The organism is Chryseobacterium sp. MYb7 (assembly GCF_002979455.1).
Taxonomy (GTDB): Bacteria; Bacteroidota; Bacteroidia; order Flavobacteriales; family Weeksellaceae; genus Chryseobacterium.
The window spans coordinates 20,274-37,139 of the sequence record NZ_PCOU01000020.1 but is presented as its reverse complement, the minus strand read 5'-3'; the positions used below and the strand labels follow the sequence as shown (position 1 = coordinate 37,139).

General features: G+C 34.6%; 16 protein-coding genes. 7 read left to right on the top strand and 9 right to left on the bottom strand.

What is annotated here, in order from left to right; genetic code table 11:
• Positions 1–45: 45 nt before the first annotated feature.
• Positions 46–684, bottom strand: a complete 639-nt coding sequence (locus tag CQ046_RS15735) for a response regulator (RefSeq protein WP_105703196.1) — start codon at positions 682–684, stop codon at positions 46–48.
• Positions 674–2,695, bottom strand: coding sequence for a sensor histidine kinase (locus CQ046_RS15730; protein WP_105703195.1), 2,022 nt, complete (start codon positions 2,693–2,695; stop codon positions 674–676). The genes CQ046_RS15735 and CQ046_RS15730 overlap by 11 nt, the downstream gene beginning before the upstream one ends.
• 253 nt (positions 2,696–2,948) lie before the next feature.
• On the opposite strand from CQ046_RS15730, the gene CQ046_RS15725 reads away from it, so the two are divergent.
• From CQ046_RS15725 to CQ046_RS15715, 3 genes are all read left to right on the top strand, one after another.
• Positions 2,949–3,455: an outer membrane protein gene (locus tag CQ046_RS15725; RefSeq protein ID WP_105703194.1), complete on the top strand. Its 507-nt coding sequence runs from the start codon at positions 2,949–2,951 to the stop codon at positions 3,453–3,455.
• A 363-nt stretch (positions 3,456–3,818) separates the two neighbouring features.
• Complete coding sequence (locus tag CQ046_RS15720) at positions 3,819–4,259, top strand: hypothetical protein (protein ID WP_105703193.1); 441 nt, start codon at positions 3,819–3,821, stop codon at positions 4,257–4,259.
• Between the two features lie 135 nt (positions 4,260–4,394).
• Complete coding sequence (locus tag CQ046_RS15715) at positions 4,395–4,934, top strand: hypothetical protein (RefSeq protein ID WP_105703192.1); 540 nt, start codon at positions 4,395–4,397, stop codon at positions 4,932–4,934.
• 47 nt (positions 4,935–4,981) lie between these two features.
• On the opposite strand, the gene tyrS is transcribed toward CQ046_RS15715, so the two are convergent.
• Entirely contained in the window at positions 4,982–6,277 is a 1,296-nt protein-coding gene (gene tyrS, locus CQ046_RS15710; protein ID WP_105703191.1) for a tyrosine--tRNA ligase, read from the bottom strand.
• Positions 6,278–6,476: 199 nt separating this feature from the next.
• Here tyrS and CQ046_RS15705 point away from each other — a divergent pair, with 199 nt between their 5' ends.
• Complete coding sequence (locus tag CQ046_RS15705) at positions 6,477–7,037, top strand: RNA polymerase sigma factor (protein WP_105703190.1); 561 nt, start codon at positions 6,477–6,479, stop codon at positions 7,035–7,037.
• Positions 7,038–7,139: 102 nt separating this feature from the next.
• Here the strand turns inward: CQ046_RS15705 and CQ046_RS15700 are convergent, their stop codons facing one another.
• Positions 7,140–7,772, bottom strand: a complete 633-nt coding sequence (locus CQ046_RS15700; RefSeq protein ID WP_105703189.1) for a hypothetical protein — start codon at positions 7,770–7,772, stop codon at positions 7,140–7,142.
• Positions 7,773–7,888: 116 nt separating this feature from the next.
• Here CQ046_RS15700 and lipA point away from each other — a divergent pair, with 116 nt between their 5' ends.
• Entirely contained in the window at positions 7,889–8,755 is an 867-nt protein-coding gene (gene lipA / locus CQ046_RS15695) for a lipoyl synthase (RefSeq protein WP_103293508.1), read from the top strand.
• A gap of 258 nt (positions 8,756–9,013) precedes the next feature.
• On the opposite strand, the gene CQ046_RS15690 is transcribed toward lipA, so the two are convergent.
• A complete protein-coding gene (locus CQ046_RS15690) occupies positions 9,014–9,913 on the bottom strand; it encodes an AraC family transcriptional regulator (RefSeq protein WP_105703188.1) in 900 nt (299 codons plus the stop codon).
• Between the two features lie 183 nt (positions 9,914–10,096).
• Between CQ046_RS15690 and CQ046_RS15685 the strand changes: the two genes are divergently transcribed.
• Positions 10,097–11,299, top strand: a complete 1,203-nt coding sequence (locus CQ046_RS15685; RefSeq protein ID WP_105703187.1) for an MFS transporter — start codon at positions 10,097–10,099, stop codon at positions 11,297–11,299.
• A 68-nt stretch (positions 11,300–11,367) separates the two neighbouring features.
• Here CQ046_RS15685 and CQ046_RS15680 read toward each other — a convergent pair whose 3' ends face one another.
• Positions 11,368–11,748: an STAS/SEC14 domain-containing protein gene (locus tag CQ046_RS15680; protein ID WP_034692101.1), complete on the bottom strand. Its 381-nt coding sequence runs from the start codon at positions 11,746–11,748 to the stop codon at positions 11,368–11,370.
• 116 nt (positions 11,749–11,864) lie between these two features.
• On the opposite strand from CQ046_RS15680, the gene CQ046_RS15675 reads away from it, so the two are divergent.
• Complete coding sequence (locus tag CQ046_RS15675; RefSeq protein WP_105703186.1) at positions 11,865–13,070, top strand: NAD(P)/FAD-dependent oxidoreductase; 1,206 nt, start codon at positions 11,865–11,867, stop codon at positions 13,068–13,070.
• Positions 13,071–13,103: 33 nt separating this feature from the next.
• Here CQ046_RS15675 and CQ046_RS15670 read toward each other — a convergent pair whose 3' ends face one another.
• The 3 genes from CQ046_RS15670 to CQ046_RS15660 all read right to left on the bottom strand — a co-directional run bounded on the left by CQ046_RS15670 (position 13,104) and on the right by CQ046_RS15660 (position 16,754).
• On the bottom strand, positions 13,104–13,685 hold the full coding sequence (locus CQ046_RS15670; RefSeq protein ID WP_105703185.1) for a Crp/Fnr family transcriptional regulator: 582 nt from the start codon (positions 13,683–13,685) through the stop codon (positions 13,104–13,106).
• A 472-nt stretch (positions 13,686–14,157) separates the two neighbouring features.
• The gene (locus tag CQ046_RS15665; protein ID WP_105703184.1) at positions 14,158–15,759 is read right to left on the bottom strand and encodes a DUF4139 domain-containing protein; all 1,602 of its coding nucleotides are present in this window, start codon (positions 15,757–15,759) and stop codon (positions 14,158–14,160) included.
• A 320-nt stretch (positions 15,760–16,079) separates the two neighbouring features.
• Positions 16,080–16,754, bottom strand: coding sequence for an SIMPL domain-containing protein (locus tag CQ046_RS15660; RefSeq protein ID WP_105703183.1), 675 nt, complete (start codon positions 16,752–16,754; stop codon positions 16,080–16,082).
• Positions 16,755–16,866 lie beyond the last annotated feature (112 nt).

Below are 16,866 nucleotides of genomic sequence, written 5' to 3'. Positions count from 1 at the left end.
AATTATTGATATAAAAAATCCGCCTCAATTTTGAGACGGATTTTTTTATTCTTCAATCATCCGTTGCTGTATTGCCCGATTGATAAGTTCAGTAGAGTTTTTTACCTGAAATTTTTGTAGGAGATTCTTGCGGTGAGTATCTACAGTAAGCGGACTCAGAAACAACTCTTCAGCAATCACATTACTCGTTTTTCCCTCTGCTACCATTTGCAGGATCTGTTTTTCTCTTTTGGTGAGCCGGGGAATCGGCATGTCATTTTGAGAAGGACGGCTGATGATTTGCTTGGTTTCATTACAGAAAACAATATCTCCGGAAAGAGCTCCCCGGATACAGATGACAAGTTCATCAATAGAAGTATTTTTTAGAAGATAGCCACTCGCTCCATTTTGTATAGATTGCATGATAATGCTTCTTTCCGAGCGGTTACTGAACATAATCACTGAAGTATCGGGGGATATTTTTTTTATTTCTCTGCAAAGTTCTGTTCCATTAGCATCGGGCAGTGTAATATCAAGGAGAATAATATCCACCATTTGTGACCGGATATAGCTGAGTGTTTCCTCCCCCGATGTAAAACTTCCGGCCACATGAAAGAAAGGCTGGCTTTTCAGCATCATTCTTAGCCCTTCGATCACAATAGGATGATCATCTACGATAACGATATTTATTTTTTCATTCTCCATGGATGTTGAGTTCTATATTAATTGTTGTTCCCTGATGATCAGAATTGATTTCCATTTTTCCTTTCAGATAATTGACCCTGTTTTTCAGGTTGCGAAGCCCCATACTTTTGGTGGTTTTTTCTATATTTTTATCAAAGCCTTTTCCGTTATCTTCAATTGTGATCAGAAAACTTTCACCGGATTGTGAGCATTGAAGCAAGATGCTGCTTGCTTCAGCATGTTTTATAGCATTGGCCAATAGTTCCTGTACGATTCTGTAGATATTAAGCTGGATATTTAAAGGTAATGCCTTGTCAATATCAATGGCCTGGAAATCAATTTCCAGGTTTTTTCTGTTGTAAAATTCACACAGGTCATGTAAAGCGGTTTCCAGACCAAAATTAAGAAGTGATTCAGGCATTAAGTTTCTGGCTACATGCCGGAGCTCACTTACAGAGTTGTCAAGTTGTCCTAAAATCTTATAAAACTCCTGATCTTTTTCCGGATTAAGGTGACCGGAAGACCAGACTGAAAAATTAATCTTAACTCCGGCAAGCATACCGCCAAGGCCATCGTGAAGATCTCTGGCAATACGCTCTCTTTCTCTTTCTTCACCATCAAGGATTGCTTTGGTAAGCGATAATTCTTCTTTTTGTTTAATATCTTCTATCTTTTGCTGAAGATTGATTTCCTTTTGCTCAGATAGTTTTTTATTTTTTCTGTAAATGATATATAGAAAAATAAGAAGACCGATGAAAGATAATAAGGCAAGACTTAATAGCCATAAATACGAGTTTTTTTTGCTTACTTCCATCTGTTTCTTTGCCTTCTCAGTATACAGCCACGCAATTTTTTTCTCATCTTCAGCTTTTCTGTATTTAGCTTCCAGAAGGGCAATGTTTTTATGAATGCTGATGTTATTAATGCTATCCAGAGAATTAATATATTCTGTAGCATAGAGATTGGCTTTGGCAGTATCCTTTAATGCAGTGTAATTTTTAAAAAATTCCCTCATAACCTCCTGTTTTGTTCTTTTATATGAGGTTTTTTGATAGACTTCTTTTAAAATGTTATTCGATTGCTTAAAATTTTTAAGCTCTTGATAGATTTGGTGCTTAAACAGCTTTATCCTTTCCGTAATATTGGTGTTTTTATATTTTTCTGCATTTTGTAGACCTAAATCAAAAGTTTTAAGCGCTTCAGGATAATTTTTTTGCTTCATCTGATAATAGCCCAAATTGCTTAAATATAATGAGTTAAAATTAGATTCCGGATAGTTTTTAATGATTGAGTAGGTTTTATTCAATTCTATTTTTGCCTCTGGTAGTTTATCCTTTCTCATCAGACATTCTGCTTTCAGTAAAAGAACTTCTCCCATTATACCATTAGATTGGGGAGTGTGCTTTTTTAATTTGCTTAAAAATAATTCTGCCAGATTACAGTATTCTATTGCTTTTGAAAAGTCATGGGAGTTATAAAACAGAAGGGCAACATTTTTATACAAACCACCTATAAGTTCATTATCCCCAATAGATATTGCAATAGGAATGGCCTTGTTAATAATAAGATTCATGGCTTCCGTTTCTTTGGTCTGCATTACTTTTAACAGAGACAAATTTTGAAACATAATGATTCTTATTCTTTTAGCTTCAGTACTTCTATATTTTTTTAGTGCAGCTTCAGCGGGGATAAAATCTTTTTCAAGAAGAGCAGCAAAATCAGGTTTTGTAAAGTGGATGAGAGCCTGATAGTATAATCCAATATCTTTGTATATCTGACTTTTGGAGGAACTTTCTAAACCCTGTTTTACATATTTATTATAATTCTCTAAATCCTGCCTTGTAAAATAAGTAGCAGCTATCTGGTAGGATTTTAGGGCTTTTACGGTGTCTACAGTTTCATGATTAGCAGCTGTAACCAAACTGTCAAAATTACTGTTCTTTTTTTCAAGATAATAAAAATATGAGCTTTGAGCATATACATACGGTGCTCCCAAAGTAAATAGAAGTAAAAGCAAATATTTATTGATCATTTCTTTAACAATATAATTGTTGATAATTCAAACATAGAAAGACCACCTAAAATTATAAAATTAAAATCATCAATTATATTATAAACCTGGAAATTATGATTTTAGGTCTGTATTTTCAAATATACAGTTTTAGTGAATGTTATGATATACCTAAAAATCGGTAGAAAAAAATACGTCTTTTTAAGGGTTGTGTTCTGTGGAATTCACTGATAGTTTTGCAGAACAGACAATAACAAAAAATAAACTATTAAGAATGAAAAAGAGAATCTTTATCCTGGGAATGATTTCCCTTTTTGGGAGCATGCATGCACAGAGAATACAGAAAGGAGAAGCCCAAATCAATGTGGATATAGGAGTAGCTAACGGATGGGGACTTCCCGTTTCTGTGGGAGTAGATTACGCTATACACAATGATATTACAGTAGGAATAGAAGGAAGCTATGCAACTGAAAAATACTCAGGAGACATTAAGGGGAGTTGGTTTGGAGTAGGGGCAAATGGAAACTATCATTTCAATACCTTGCTTAAAATTCCAAATAAATGGGATGTATATGCCGGAGCTACCTTAGCCTACAATTCTTTTTCCTATAAATATAACGGATCTGATTTCGATTATTTTGACGGGAAGTCTTCAGGAGTTGGTTTTGCAGGACAAATCGGAGGCAGATATTTTTTTACCAAAAATCTTGCTGTACATGTAGAATTGGGGGGAGGATCTATAGCTTCAGGAGGGAAAGCCGGGCTTACTTATAAATTTTAAACTCTATTATTATTTTCAATACAAATCAGTTTTTTCATAGCCTATACGATGTCAGCAGTGACAGCAAGTTTTTAAAAAATGGTAACTTTCTCAAAAGAGCCGTGAATCTATTTCACGGCTTTAGTTTTATAAAACATGATTGTAATCATGTTTTTAGTTTTTAATATTATTTTAATATTCTATAAAATTCCATAATAATATGTATTTGTTTTTTATGGAATATGTTTTTAATGAATTTTATAAACAGTACAAAGTTTATTTCAGATTTCTAATCTATAATTATAAGTTTTTTTAAAAAAGACCTCTGTAATAAAATTATTAAAAGGCTGTTTTGTAGGTACCAACTAAATATAATTTAAAAAAATGACAAAACAGAGAAAAGTATTTCAAAAAATTGCAGTAGCATTTCTTCCTTTATTACTAATAGGTTTGTTTGCTGTAGTAACTTCTTGCCATGGTGAGGAAGAAAAATATGAAGTAGCCCATAAAATAATGTTTAAGGCAGAAGCATCTGCAGGGTCTAATATTACACATATAACTCATAATGGAAAAGGGGAGGTTAATCAAATAGATGTTAGTGGTACTACATGGACAAGTCCTGAAATTACGGAAACAAATCGATTACGTGTAGGAGAAAGTGTTAATTGGACCAAAACTGTTATTGCAGATGCAATCGGTGCAAATACTTCATCTACACTGAAAGTCCAGATTTATGTGGATGGTGTTTTGAAAAAGGAAGTGATAACAACCGGAAAAGCTCTTACGTCCAGGGCAGATTATGATGTTGAGTTTAAGGTTAATTAAACTAGATCACTATTAAAATAATTTAACATAAGAGTCTTATTATAGGGCTCTTATGTTATAAAAATCAAATGATATTAATGTACTTATTGAATAGTATTACATTATTTTTGATTAACACCAATTACATAAAATGAAATGATAACACAGAAAAAAGTATTTCAAAATATCATAGCAGTATTTCTTCCTTTATTACTAGGAAGTTTATTTGTTTCAGTAACTTCTTGTAAGAGTAATGAAGATGAAATTGAACAGAAAATAGCACATAAATGGTATTATAAAGTAGAAGCATCTGAGGGAGCTGCCATCACTATTATTAGCTATGCAAATCATGTTTCAGGAGAAACAAAGAATATATCTATTAATGGAATTAGTGGCACTACGTGGACGAGTGGTGAATTCTCTGAAACAAGTATAGCGGTTCCGAGAAAACATAAATGGGCTATACCTATGCATATTAAGGCAAAAGCAAATGGTACAGACATTTCTTCTACATTAAAAGTGCAAATTTATGTAGATGGTGTTTTGGTAAAAGAAGTAAAAGATATAGGGCTGATTCCTAGCGCTGAAGCTCGTTATGAATTTAATGGTAATTTTAAAAAAAGGAAAGGAATACAAAAAATAGGAGAGGTATTGAAGAAAATTAAATTAAATAATACATCTATTATAAAAAAATAATCCTGAAAAATCAGGATTATTTTTTTGCTTTTTTATATATAATAGTATTAATTTACCTTCACAATAAAGTAACTCTTCTTACCTTTTTGCAGCAATAAGAATTTGCCATCGATAAGATCCGTTTCATTGGCTGTAAAAGTATCGTTTACTTTTTGCTTGTTTATAGAGATTGAGTTTCCTTTGATCTCTCTTTGAGCTTCACTTTTAGATTTTAAAAAGCCTGATTTTTCAGAAAGAAGATCAACAATATTCACTCCCAAAACATCAGCTTTTGCAATTTCTTTTTGAGGAACTCCGTCAAAAACTTCAAGGAATGTTTCCTCATCAAGGCTTACCAGATCTTCAGCAGTAGAACGTCCGAAAAGAATTTCAGAAGCTTTCAGTGCTTTTTCATACTCTTCTCTTCCATGTACCCAAACCGTTACTTCTTCTGCCAGTTTCTTTTGCAGTTTTCTTTCATGGGCAGCTGTTTTGTGCTCTTCAATTAAAGCTTCAATTTCTTCTTTTTCTAAGAAAGTATAGAACTTGATGAATCTTTCAGCATCTTCATCAGTAGCATTCAGCCAGAACTGATAGAATTTGTATGGTGATGTTTTCTTTTTATCCAACCAATAATTTTCTCCGCTTTCAGACTTTCCGAATTTGGAACCGTCTGCTTTCGTAATCAAAGGAACAGTTAAAGCAAAAGCTTCACCCTGAGCTTTTCTACGGATCAATTCTGTTCCTGTAGTGATATTTCCCCACTGGTCAGAACCTCCCATTTGCAGCTTTACATTGTTGTTTTGGTATAAGTGAAGGAAATCATATCCCTGGATTAATTGGTACGTGAATTCTGTAAAACTCATCCCGTCTGCACCCGATTCTCCTGAGAATCTTTTCTTCACAGAATCTTTAGCCATCATATAGTTGACGGTGATATTCTTCCCGACATTTTTAGCAAAATCAAGGAAAGAAATATTCTTCATCCAGTCGTAGTTGTTCACTAATTCAGCTTTGTTGGGCTCATTCCCTTCAAAATTTAAGAATTTTGAAAGCTGGTTCTTTAGACAGTCAACATAGTGTAAAAGAGTTTCCTCATCCAGAAGGTTTCTTTCAGCAGATTTTCCGGAAGGGTCTCCGATCATTCCTGTAGCACCTCCTACCAAAGCAATTGGCTTGTGCCCATGCAGCTGGAAGTGTGCTAAAATTTTTATCTGGATAAGACTTCCGATATGTAAAGAATCGGCTGTAGGATCAAAACCAATATATGCAGTAGTTACCTCTTTATTCAGTTGTTCATCGGTTCCTGGCATCATATCGGCAAATAGACCACGCCATTTCAGTTCTTCTATAAAGGAATTCATTGATTTTTAACTTTAAAATTTTAAGATGCAAAGATAGTAAATTCAGAAGTATTAAGCGTAAAAAAGCAAAAGGACGAAAGGGTAGGAATGCAAAATAAGAATATCCCAAAAACTTTTTATCCGGTCACTTTACAAATAGAACAGATTAACCTTTTTACCCCTTTGTTTTTTCACCTCAAATAATCTATATTTGTTATTAATGAACGACGAACAGCTATTCCTGCTCATACAGAAGGCCAAGGATAAAGATCAGAAGGCCCAGACTAAACTCATTAATGTTTTTTGGGTGGACGTTTTCTCTTTTGTCATGAAAAAAGTGAGGGATGAAAATGATGCCGATGAAATCACTGTGAATGTTTTTTCAAAAGTATTGTCGAAGCTGGATATGTTCGATCCTCATTTTCAGCTCAAGACCTGGATTCTTACCATTGCCCAAAATACGGTTATTGATTTTTGGCGAAAAAAGAACCGCGAGAACGAAGACACTGTTGAAAATCTGGATGAAGTCAAAAATCAATATGCCAAATCTCCGGAGGAACTTCTGATTTCTGAAGAAGAGCAAAAGAAAATCATCAAAGCAATAGAATCCCTGGATGCCAACTATCAGGATATTATCAAGCTGAGATTTTTTGAAGAAAAAAGCATCAAAGAAATTGCGGATGAACTGGGGATTTCCGTTGCCAATACCAAGGTACGTGTAATGCGTGCCAAAAAAGTCTTAGCCGAACTGTTGAAAAATAATGAGTTTGATGATAATTAAATTCAATAAATCCTATTCAATAGAAACGGGTTTTAACCCGTTTACTAAAAAATACAAATTCAAAATTGGTTTTAGCCAAAACCTAAATCTTACAATCTTAATTTAAAAATAAACTTCCTCTTTTGTTTTCGGAAGAATTATTTTTTGCTGTTTTTCCTGATTTCTGTTTTGCAGATTGATCTTAAGTCCCTTTTTAATATAAGTTTCCTTTAAAGATTTACCATATTCAGCTGTATTTTCTACCTCTTTTGAATAGTTTAATTGCCCTGTTGAAAGATTGAAGTCTACTTCTTTCCAGTAATCACCGGGTCTTCCCGAAGTAGAGGAGGTTCCTATAAGTTCAAAATGCCCGTTCTGAAATCTATATTTATCTGTAACATCCCATTTCCAGCTGCTTCCGCCATTTTGAGAAATAATAAGAATACCCTTTTCTATTTTTGTTTCTCCATAAGGATCACCCATCATACCTCCGCCATTGCTTTCCATAACTGCATTTCTGGATTTTTCAAGGACAGCCCATGCTCCGCTAACTTTTTTCAGAATCTGGATTTCACGGATGTTTCCCATATCAGTAGTATCCTTTGTATTGTAAATAATTACTTTTTCAGGAATTTTATCACCATCAAGATCACCATCTACCATTTCAATGATCGAAGAACCTGCAGGTTGAAATTGTTTTTGGGCAAGGCAAAATGTTCCGTATATAGCAGATAAAAGGAAGAATATTTTTCTCATAAAGATATTTTGAAGAGATAAATATACAAATGAAATTTTGAATTATAAGTTTCATCAATATATCCGGTTGATGTTTTCCATTAAAAAATCCTTAACTTTGAACTTCAATTTTAGAAATGGAAAATTCAGTTCAAGACACTACCGTTCAAAAACCAAAATGGATCCGCGTAAAACTTCCTACCGGAAAGAATTACAGAGAGCTGAGAACATTGGTTGATAAATATAAATTAAATACAATTTGCCAAAGCGGAAGCTGCCCGAACATGGGAGAATGTTGGGGTGAAGGTACAGCTACTTTCATGATTTTAGGAAATATCTGTACAAGAAGCTGTGGATTCTGTGGCGTAAAAACAGGAAAACCGCTTGACGTAAACTGGGACGAACCTGAAAAAGTGGCAAGATCCATCAAATTAATGAAGATCAAACACGCTGTTCTTACTTCTGTAGACCGTGATGATCTGAAAGATATGGGATCTATTCTTTGGGGCGAAACAGTAAATGCTGTAAGAAGAATTTCTCCGGGAACTACGATGGAAACTCTGATACCAGATTTTCAAGGGCTTACAAAACACCTTGACAGATTGGTAGATGTAGCTCCGGAAGTGATCTCTCACAACATGGAAACCGTAAAACGTCTGACCAGAGAAGTGAGAATCCAGGCAAAATATGAAAGAAGCCTTGAAGTATTAAGATATTTGAAAGAAGCCGGACAAAGAAGAACCAAAACAGGGGTTATGCTTGGATTAGGTGAAACGAGAGATGAGGTTTTCCAGACTATCGAAGATATCAGAAATGCCAACGTAGATGTGATTACACTTGGCCAATATCTGCAGCCGACTAAAAAACATCTTCCGGTAAAGAAATTTATCACACCTGAAGAATTTGATGAGTTCGGAGATTTTGCAAGAAGCCTAGGTTTCAGACACGTTGAAAGTTCTCCACTAGTAAGAAGTTCTTACCACGCAGAAAAACATATTCACTAAAAATACAGACCGTTCAGAAATGAACGGTTTTTTGTTTTTTAGGTGGCAAGTGGCAGATGATAGGTAGCAGGCTATAGGGGTTAGGATCGGAGGGCAACCTTTACAATAACGGCTTCCATCATTCCCCTCCCTCGGAGGGGTGGCAAAAATTCAAAGAATTTTTGACGGGGTGGTTTATACAATACTCACCAAAGAATCAATAGCAGCGGACTTTAGTCCGCTTAAAATATTAAATAATCATCAGGTTTTAGCCAAAATTTATTTATTACAAGCCGTATCCTTAGTAATCACGCCAATTCTTCCATTAATTTCAATCGGTCTGAAATGTTTCTTCTTAAATTCAGAAGGGGTTTCTCCCGTATGCTGTTTGAATAATTTATTAAAATAAGAAAGACTTTCAAAACCTACCTGAAAACAAACTTCTGTCACAGACTGATCTTTCAGCAGGAATATTTTAGCCTGATTGATTCTATAATTGTTGACAAAATCTGTAAAGGTCATATTTGTCTGCTTTTTAAAATACCGGCAGAAAGCAGGTGTACTAAGGCTCACCACTTTAGCCACTTCATTTACATTGGGTTTTCTGTCGTAATTTTCGTGAATATAATCGTAGATGGTTCCCATTCTTATTTTATCATTCAGAAACCACTTAATTCGGGTATCTTCCTTATTGAGTTCTTTTACTTCGGTGGAATCGGCGAGGATTTGCAGAATTTCAATCAATCCCATTAGAGATTCAAAGGAATTTTTATCTTTAATGAGCTGCAACTTTTCTACTACTGTGTTCTTCGTTTCTCCGGAAAATGAAAGTCCAAGATATGAACGCTCCAAAAGGTTTTTAATATTTTCAAATTCAGGAACCGGAAGAATGATATCCTGAAGGAAGCTTTCCCGCATCTGCAATACAAGCTGCTTGCATTCGGTCTGAATACCATAATCAAAATTAAGATGAGGTACATTGGAACCAATAAGCAAAAGATCACTGTCTGTAAAACCCGAGATATTTTTTCCAACATGCCGGATTCCATTCACTGCTTCTACATATACAAGTTCAATTTCCGGATGATAATGCCAGAAAAAACAGTTTTTCAGAGAAGGGGCAAATAGTTTGAATGATTTCCCTTTTTCAAACTCAATAATTTCTTTCTGGATTTTCATTTTGTCCTGATTTGATTGTTTCTGAATTTAAAATTACATAAAAAGGTTAATATGGAGCAAATTTTTATCATTCAAAGAGGAGTGAAATTCAAACTTTCTTTCGATTTTTGCACTTTCAAAATAAAGACACTCAGGTGATCCTTTAATTGAAACAAAATTAATTCAGAAAAAGATTTAGATACAATGAAGATTGATAAAAGAATAATACCACTGGCCATAGGTGGTTTAGGGATAGGAACTACGGAATTTACCGTTATGGGACTGTTGCCGGATATTGCCAAAACATTGCAGATCACGATTCCTCAAGCAGGACATTTGATTTCTGCTTATGCAATGGGAGTTGTTATCGGAGCTCCAATTTTGATTGGATATTCCGTAAAATTTCCGCCCAAAAAAGTTCTGATGGCTTTCATGATCCTTTTTACATTATTTAATGGTCTTTCGGCTATTGCTCCGGGTTACAACAGCATGTTGGTGATCCGTTTTATGTCCGGACTTCCTCATGGAGCGTTCTTTGGAGTAGGAACAGTAGTAGCTTCAAGAATGGCTGGAAAGGGAAAAGAAGCCTTTTATATATCCATGATGTTTACGGGGCTCACGGTTGCCAACCTTGCAATGGTACCTCTGGTCACCTACATCGGGCATACCTTCCATTGGAGGCTGTATTTTGCTATCGTGGCAGTTATTGGACTTTTTGCCATCTTATTTTTAAAGCTATGGCTTCCTGCAATGGAGTCCAATCAGAATACCCATTTCATGGAAGAGTTGAAATTCCTTAAAAATAAACAATCATGGCTGGTATTGGCCATTACAGCGATAGGGTTTGGAGGATTGTTCACATGGTTAAGCTATATTACACCATTAATGACCATTGTTGCCGGAATCAACAGCAGCCAGATGGCTTACGTGATGGTTCTTGCCGGAGCAGGAATGGTAGTAGGAAATCTGGTTGGAGGTATTGTTTCAGATAAATTGGGACCAGAAAAAACCTGTGCATTGCTGATCTTCCTGATGATGATTTCTCTTGGAGGCGTTTTCTTCCTTGCGGAATATAAAAATATTGCTCTGGTACTGACATTTATGTGCGGTGCTTTGTCCATGTCTATAGCTTCGCCTATCAATATTATGATGATGAAAGCTGCCCCGAAAAGTGAAATGATGGCTGCTGCTTTTATGCAGGCAGGTTTCAATATTGCCAATGCAATGGGGGCTTTCCTTGGCGGAATTCCTTTAGAATATGGCTACTCATTCAACTATCCATCATTGGTAGGAGTGGGGATGACCTTTATTGGACTGGTTATAAGTAGTAGATATATGTACCTGTACGGTTCAAAAGCTCAAAATGAAGAAGAAGTGGCTGCTGAATGTGTGTCATGCGATAAATAAATGAGTAATATTTAAAAATAACATCGCCTGTCTCGTACTGAAACAGGCGATTTTTTATAAGATAAGTTTTATGCCTCTACTTCATCTCCGTTTTTGCACCAATAGAGAGCATTGTATAAATTTTCTTTTGGGAAAGATTTAAACTCGCCCGGCATCAGAACACTAAAAATACTGGTAAAATCACGGATCCCTTCTTTATCCGTAACAATAGCTGAACGATTCCAGTTGGTAAGATTTTTCAATCCTAACAGCAAATCTTCAAGCCATGCACCCACAGTAAAATTATCCAGGTCGGTATCCAAATACAATAAATAGTTGAGTTCACCGAATTGCTCTACCTTCTCTTTTACACGCGGAATTACCAATCTTTCAAAATCCTCTTTCGTTACCTCTCCCGTTGCATTAAATGCTGCAACATTCTCCGGAGCTTCTGGAATAATTGTTATCATAATAAATATTTTTTTTGGTGGTTTAGTTTAAAAAAATAACAATAATTGAACCATTATTTAATGGAAAATTGTTAAAAAAGGTATAAATGTTGATATTTTAAATGTAAAATATCAATATGGATTTAAAATCAAATGAACCTTTCTGGCTTTTAAAAAACGGATTATTAGCATCTTATCCTTCATTAAAATCAAACGAAGAATGCGATGTTCTCATCATAGGTGGTGGCATTACAGGAAGCCTGATTGCCCATCAGATGATAGAAGATGGCTTTGCCACTATTCTTATTGATAAAAGAGAACTTTGCAATGGCAGTACTTCTGCTACTACTTCAATGCTCCAGTACGAAATAGATGTTCCTTTGTATGAACTGACAGAAAAAATAGGCGAAAAAGGGGCTGTTCTGAGTTATAAAGCCTGCAGCGAAGCAATTGATGCGCTGGAAAAGCTTTCACAACTGACTAAGTCCAGAGCTGGTTTCAAACGAAAAAAGTCACTGTATTTTGCTTCAAAAAAGAAAGATGCAGAATGGCTGAAGAAAGAATACGAAGCCAGAAAGCAAAACGGATTCGATGTAGAATGGCTGGAAGCAAAGGATATTTTGGAAAAATTTGAATTTGAGAATACCTATGGCGGAATTTTATCAAAACAGGGTGCCAGTATTGATGCCTTTCAGTTTGCTCATGAGCTGTTCATGCATAATGTAAAAAAAGGATTGAAAATATTTGATAAGACTGAAATGATAAAAGTTGAAGAACGTAAAGGTTTTAATCTGATTACAGTAGACAGTGGATTTGAGATCAAAGCAAAAAAGATTATTTACTGTATCGGTTATGAGAGCAAAAACCTTTTGAAAGAAAACTTCGTTAACCTGAAAAGTACGTATGCTGTTGTTTCTGAAATAGACAGAAAAAAGTTTAAAAATATTGGCAGTACATTAGTCTGGAATACTGATGATCCTTATCTCTACATGAGAACTACTGATGAGGGAAGACTTTTGATAGGTGGAGGAGATGAAGATTTTTATGGTGCAGAAAAGCGTGACGCTATACTTCATAAAAAAGAAAAAGAGATTCTGAAAAATTTAAACAAAATAAAGCCAGATTACCATTTTTACACTGACTTTGTCTGGGCTGGAACTTTTGGGGAAACAAAAGACGGGCTTCCTTATATTGGAGAACATCAAAAATTTAAAAACTGTTATTTCGTTCTGGGTTTTGGAGGAAATGGAATCACCTTTTCCATAACAGGGATGGAAATGGTTTCTTTGTTTATGAAAAATAAAAAACATCCATTGTCAAAATATTTTAAATTTGGACGATAAATAATTGAACCTCTTTTTCTTTTGTGTAAAATACTATTTATTTTGGATAAAATATCTTTTTTTCAATCTACTTAATGATACCGGATGCATTCCCAGATAAGTTGCCAGATCTTTAGATTTTACCCGTAAAATTAATTTTGAATTTTGTTGAAGCAATTGTAAATACCGTTCTTCAGGAGTTAATGTCAGAAAAGAATGAAAATGTCCATAAATAGACATAGCAGTGCTTTTCCAATACATTAAAAGCAGTTTTCCGATATTTGGATATTCTATTATTGCATTCTCAAGCTCAATATAATTAAGCAAAAACATAGTTGTTTCTTCCAGTGTTTCATAGGTGACCGTAGAAGAACGCTGAAGACCTAAAATTTCCATAGACCCGTACGGCTGATTTTCGTAAGCAAGCCAAACCGTTTTGTTATTTTTGTCATACACTCTTATCAGACCTTTGAGGATGATCCCTACCTGGCTTATCTGCTCTCCTTTGTGTAATACTATTTTATTCATGGGATATGTTACGAGCTGAGCCATCTCAAGCAGCTTCTCCCTATCTCTGTCATCGAGAAAATCATTTTGCTCGAAATAAGCTGTCGTAAATTCATTAGATTTTATCATTTGTTGTTTTTTATAAAGCTAATATAAAATAGAAAAATGGATAGTGTCTCATTTAGGTAAGAGAAAATATGGATTTCCAATACTTCTATTATCAAAAATCAATAAACTTACTATAAAAAATTATCAAAATCTTTATTTATTAACACATGTTAAAAATTAATTATCCTTTGTTAATAAATGCTTGATATTTCATTTTATATGTTTTTTTATTGATAGGTTTAAATATATTTGGTAACGTATTTGATAAAAATACAATTGATAAGTTATTAAAAATTAAATATTTTTTTTCATTAATTGTCTGACGTTTTCATCATAGCCAGATAGTAATAAATGTGTTTTACCGCTTCCTGAGAAGCGGTTTTTTAATACATATGATATGATTTTAGAGAGTATGTTATTTCACAAATAATCCGGCAAATAGCCGGATTATTCGTTGCTGAAAAATTAATTTCTAAAGAAATATTCTTTTGCATTATCTGCTATAATACTGAATCTGTATATCTTTAGGATATTTCACTTCATAAGAGAAAGTAATCTTTTCAGAATTGCCAGAACCTATGTTTTTATTCCACAAGATACTTCCCGTTTTATCATCAAGACTTCCACCGCCAAGGTCTAATGTTTTAACCAGAATCTTAGAGTTTTCGCTGATCGGAAGCTGATCAAGAACTTCCAGTTCAATATTTTCTTTCGTATTATTTCTGATGCTGATTTGATAAGACTCTGTTTCCCATTTATTGGAATTCATTGCTTTTTGAGAGGTTTTATCTTCAAGCTTGATTCTTTTGACTGTAATTCTTTCATCCACTCCAAGCGAAATTGGGAATTCATCTTTTACATAGTTGCTTGTAATATTGGTTTTTCCGATATAATTATCCTCAAAGTAAATATTGGCTTCGCCATTGATGAGATTGAGGTTTTGCCAGTTTTTCACAAAAGCCATCAGGAATATCTGGTTGTTAAGTTTTGGAACCGTATGGTATTTGTAGGTAGCATCAACTTGTTTTTTATCCAGGATAACATATTGTTCCTTTTCCTGGCTTACAATGGTCTGATTGTAATTCAATTCATAAACCACATTCATCTGGCTGTCAGAAACTGTAGCTACCGGAATCTGGCTTGGTTTTGCAGCAATATCTTCTCTCATCTGATACGCATTAGCTGCTGAAATTTCTTTTTTAGATTTATAACCTGCAATTTCCATCTGAGAGTTATATGGCGTGTATTCAGCTACATAAAGCGGAGACAAAATCGGTCTGTCCTGATTGTATGAAGGTCTGTAGGTAGAAACAAACAGCTTTACATTTTTCCAGTCTTGTCCGGTTTTCTGATAAATTTTACCCTTATAAACCATCTCAAGAGGCTTTTTCACAGACTCGGCACGCAGGTCGTAAGAAGGAATCCATCCTGCATCGGAAACAATATAGCTTACTCCAAGATTCAGATTCGTTTCATGATCGGCAAGAATTTCCAGCAGAAGCTCTTTACGATTGGTATTTTTATGGGTTTGCTCTTCCGCAGACTGGTTGTTGAGTTTTGCAATACTTTCATCCAGAACAGTTTTCTGTTCATTCAGAAGAAATACCTGATTATCAATTTCCAGCATTCTCTTTCTATAAAACTCAGTAAGCTTAATCAGCTGTTCTTGCGGTGTAGATTTATCATTGGTGGAAATTTTTAAATTATCATTAATGATATGCTGCTCACCCGTCAGGTTTTTGATTTGGATATTCAGCAGGCTGACTTGTCTTTGGAGCTTTTTGGTTTCCATTGCAAGCTTTTTTTCATTCTCCGACAGTTCATCGTTTTTCAAAAAATTGCTTTGAGGAGTAATAGAAAGAAGCGTTGTATTTTTCTCAAGATTGATTTTGTAGGTATTCTCATCCAGGTTGTTGGGAAGGTTGATAATCTTCACGATATTTCTTCCTTTCTGAAGGTTCACATTTGTGCTTCCGAAAACCTTTGCTCCTTGTAAAAATATGGTGGCCTGTTTTACTTCAATTTCTTTTCTGATTTCCTGTGCTTTGAGAAAGGAAACCGAAAAGGTGATTAATATTAAAAAAAAGCGTTTCATCGTTTATTATTTTAAATTCCTGAAGTAAAATTATCCCTATTTAAGGCTGGAAATCGGGAAACTTGGTGAACAGAAGGTTTCACTTGGTGGATGATAAAATAAGGAAGAATCTGGTTATATATTCCGTGTGATAATGCTAATCTAATATGTAATTTTCAATACTGTCAGGATTGTCAGGCTGAGCGGAGTCGAAGCCTTTACCGTTGACCAGATGTTAATGGATAGACAGATATTCTTTTTCAGTCAGAAACCTAATAACCGAATAGCATAGAACAAAAAAAAACAGCTCCTGAAGGAACTGTCTTTTTAAATCTGTTATTTTAAAGGATTTCGTACTTTGTTTTGATGCTGTATTTCAGCTTGATGTTTTCGATATTATCAAAAGAGAAATCTACCGGAGCATCAGCCATTTCCACCTGCACACCGTAAGATCTTCCTTTATAAGCTGCAGGCATGATCATATCGCTGGTATAGTCTTCTATTTCTACAATTTCAAGAGCATTTCCTGTTTTTTTGCCCATGCTTTCCAACAAATAATCAGCTTTTTCTTTAGCCGCTTTCAAAGCGTTGATCTTCACTGCTTTTCTGAAATCTGCAATTTTAGTATTCTTTACCTCTGCAATGTTCAGGCTGCTTACCCATTTTTGGTTCAGATCTTCAAAGATTTTGCTGAGACTTGATTTTGTGCTGGCTTTAAACTGATAGTTCTTAGAAAACTTGGCCGTTTTAGAATAGATATTCTGATACATTGATTTGAATTTAATATCCTCGTTCTTTACTCCTGCATTTTTTAAGATATCAAATAACTTCTTTTCATTATCTGCCAGATCGTTTTTATTATCAGCTTTTATCCCGATGCTGAAGATGATTTCATCCGGTTCCACTTCCATTTCGGCAACGCCCGTTACTTCAATGGCGTTTTTCTTTACTTCCTGAGCATTTACAAAGCTTCCAAGGGTTAAAATTCCGATTAATAAAAAATGTTTCAATTTCATAATTTCCTGTTTTTAAATTTTTAATTCTGATGTAAAATTACACAGATCAGAAACCGGAATCCGGGAGACTTGGTGAAATGGAGTTTTCACTTGGTGAGCCTTTGGAAAAAGA

Excerpts from the sequence above, each read along its gene's own strand:
- CQ046_RS15685 (WP_105703187.1), top strand. The coding sequence starts at position 10,097 with ATGAAGATTGATAAAAGAATAATACCACTGGCCATAGGTGGTTTAGGG.
- CQ046_RS15735 (WP_105703196.1), bottom strand. The coding sequence starts at position 684 with ATGGAGAATGAAAAAATAAATATCGTTATCGTAGATGATCATCCTATT.
- CQ046_RS15675 (WP_105703186.1), top strand. The coding sequence starts at position 11,865 with ATGGATTTAAAATCAAATGAACCTTTCTGGCTTTTAAAAAACGGATTA.
- CQ046_RS15715 (WP_105703192.1), top strand. The coding sequence starts at position 4,395 with ATGATAACACAGAAAAAAGTATTTCAAAATATCATAGCAGTATTTCTT.
- CQ046_RS15730 (WP_105703195.1), bottom strand. The coding sequence starts at position 2,695 with ATGATCAATAAATATTTGCTTTTACTTCTATTTACTTTGGGAGCACCG.
- CQ046_RS15660 (WP_105703183.1), bottom strand. The coding sequence starts at position 16,754 with ATGAAATTGAAACATTTTTTATTAATCGGAATTTTAACCCTTGGAAGC.
- tyrS (WP_105703191.1), bottom strand. The coding sequence starts at position 6,277 with ATGAATTCCTTTATAGAAGAACTGAAATGGCGTGGTCTATTTGCCGAT.
- CQ046_RS15690 (WP_105703188.1), bottom strand. The coding sequence starts at position 9,913 with ATGAAAATCCAGAAAGAAATTATTGAGTTTGAAAAAGGGAAATCATTC.
- CQ046_RS15670 (WP_105703185.1), bottom strand. The coding sequence starts at position 13,685 with ATGATAAAATCTAATGAATTTACGACAGCTTATTTCGAGCAAAATGAT.
- CQ046_RS15705 (WP_105703190.1), top strand. The coding sequence starts at position 6,477 with ATGAACGACGAACAGCTATTCCTGCTCATACAGAAGGCCAAGGATAAA.
- CQ046_RS15700 (WP_105703189.1), bottom strand. The coding sequence starts at position 7,772 with ATGAGAAAAATATTCTTCCTTTTATCTGCTATATACGGAACATTTTGC.
- CQ046_RS15680 (WP_034692101.1), bottom strand. The coding sequence starts at position 11,748 with ATGATAACAATTATTCCAGAAGCTCCGGAGAATGTTGCAGCATTTAAT.
- CQ046_RS15720 (WP_105703193.1), top strand. The coding sequence starts at position 3,819 with ATGACAAAACAGAGAAAAGTATTTCAAAAAATTGCAGTAGCATTTCTT.
- CQ046_RS15665 (WP_105703184.1), bottom strand. The coding sequence starts at position 15,759 with ATGAAACGCTTTTTTTTAATATTAATCACCTTTTCGGTTTCCTTTCTC.
- CQ046_RS15725 (WP_105703194.1), top strand. The coding sequence starts at position 2,949 with ATGAAAAAGAGAATCTTTATCCTGGGAATGATTTCCCTTTTTGGGAGC.
- lipA (WP_103293508.1), top strand. The coding sequence starts at position 7,889 with ATGGAAAATTCAGTTCAAGACACTACCGTTCAAAAACCAAAATGGATC.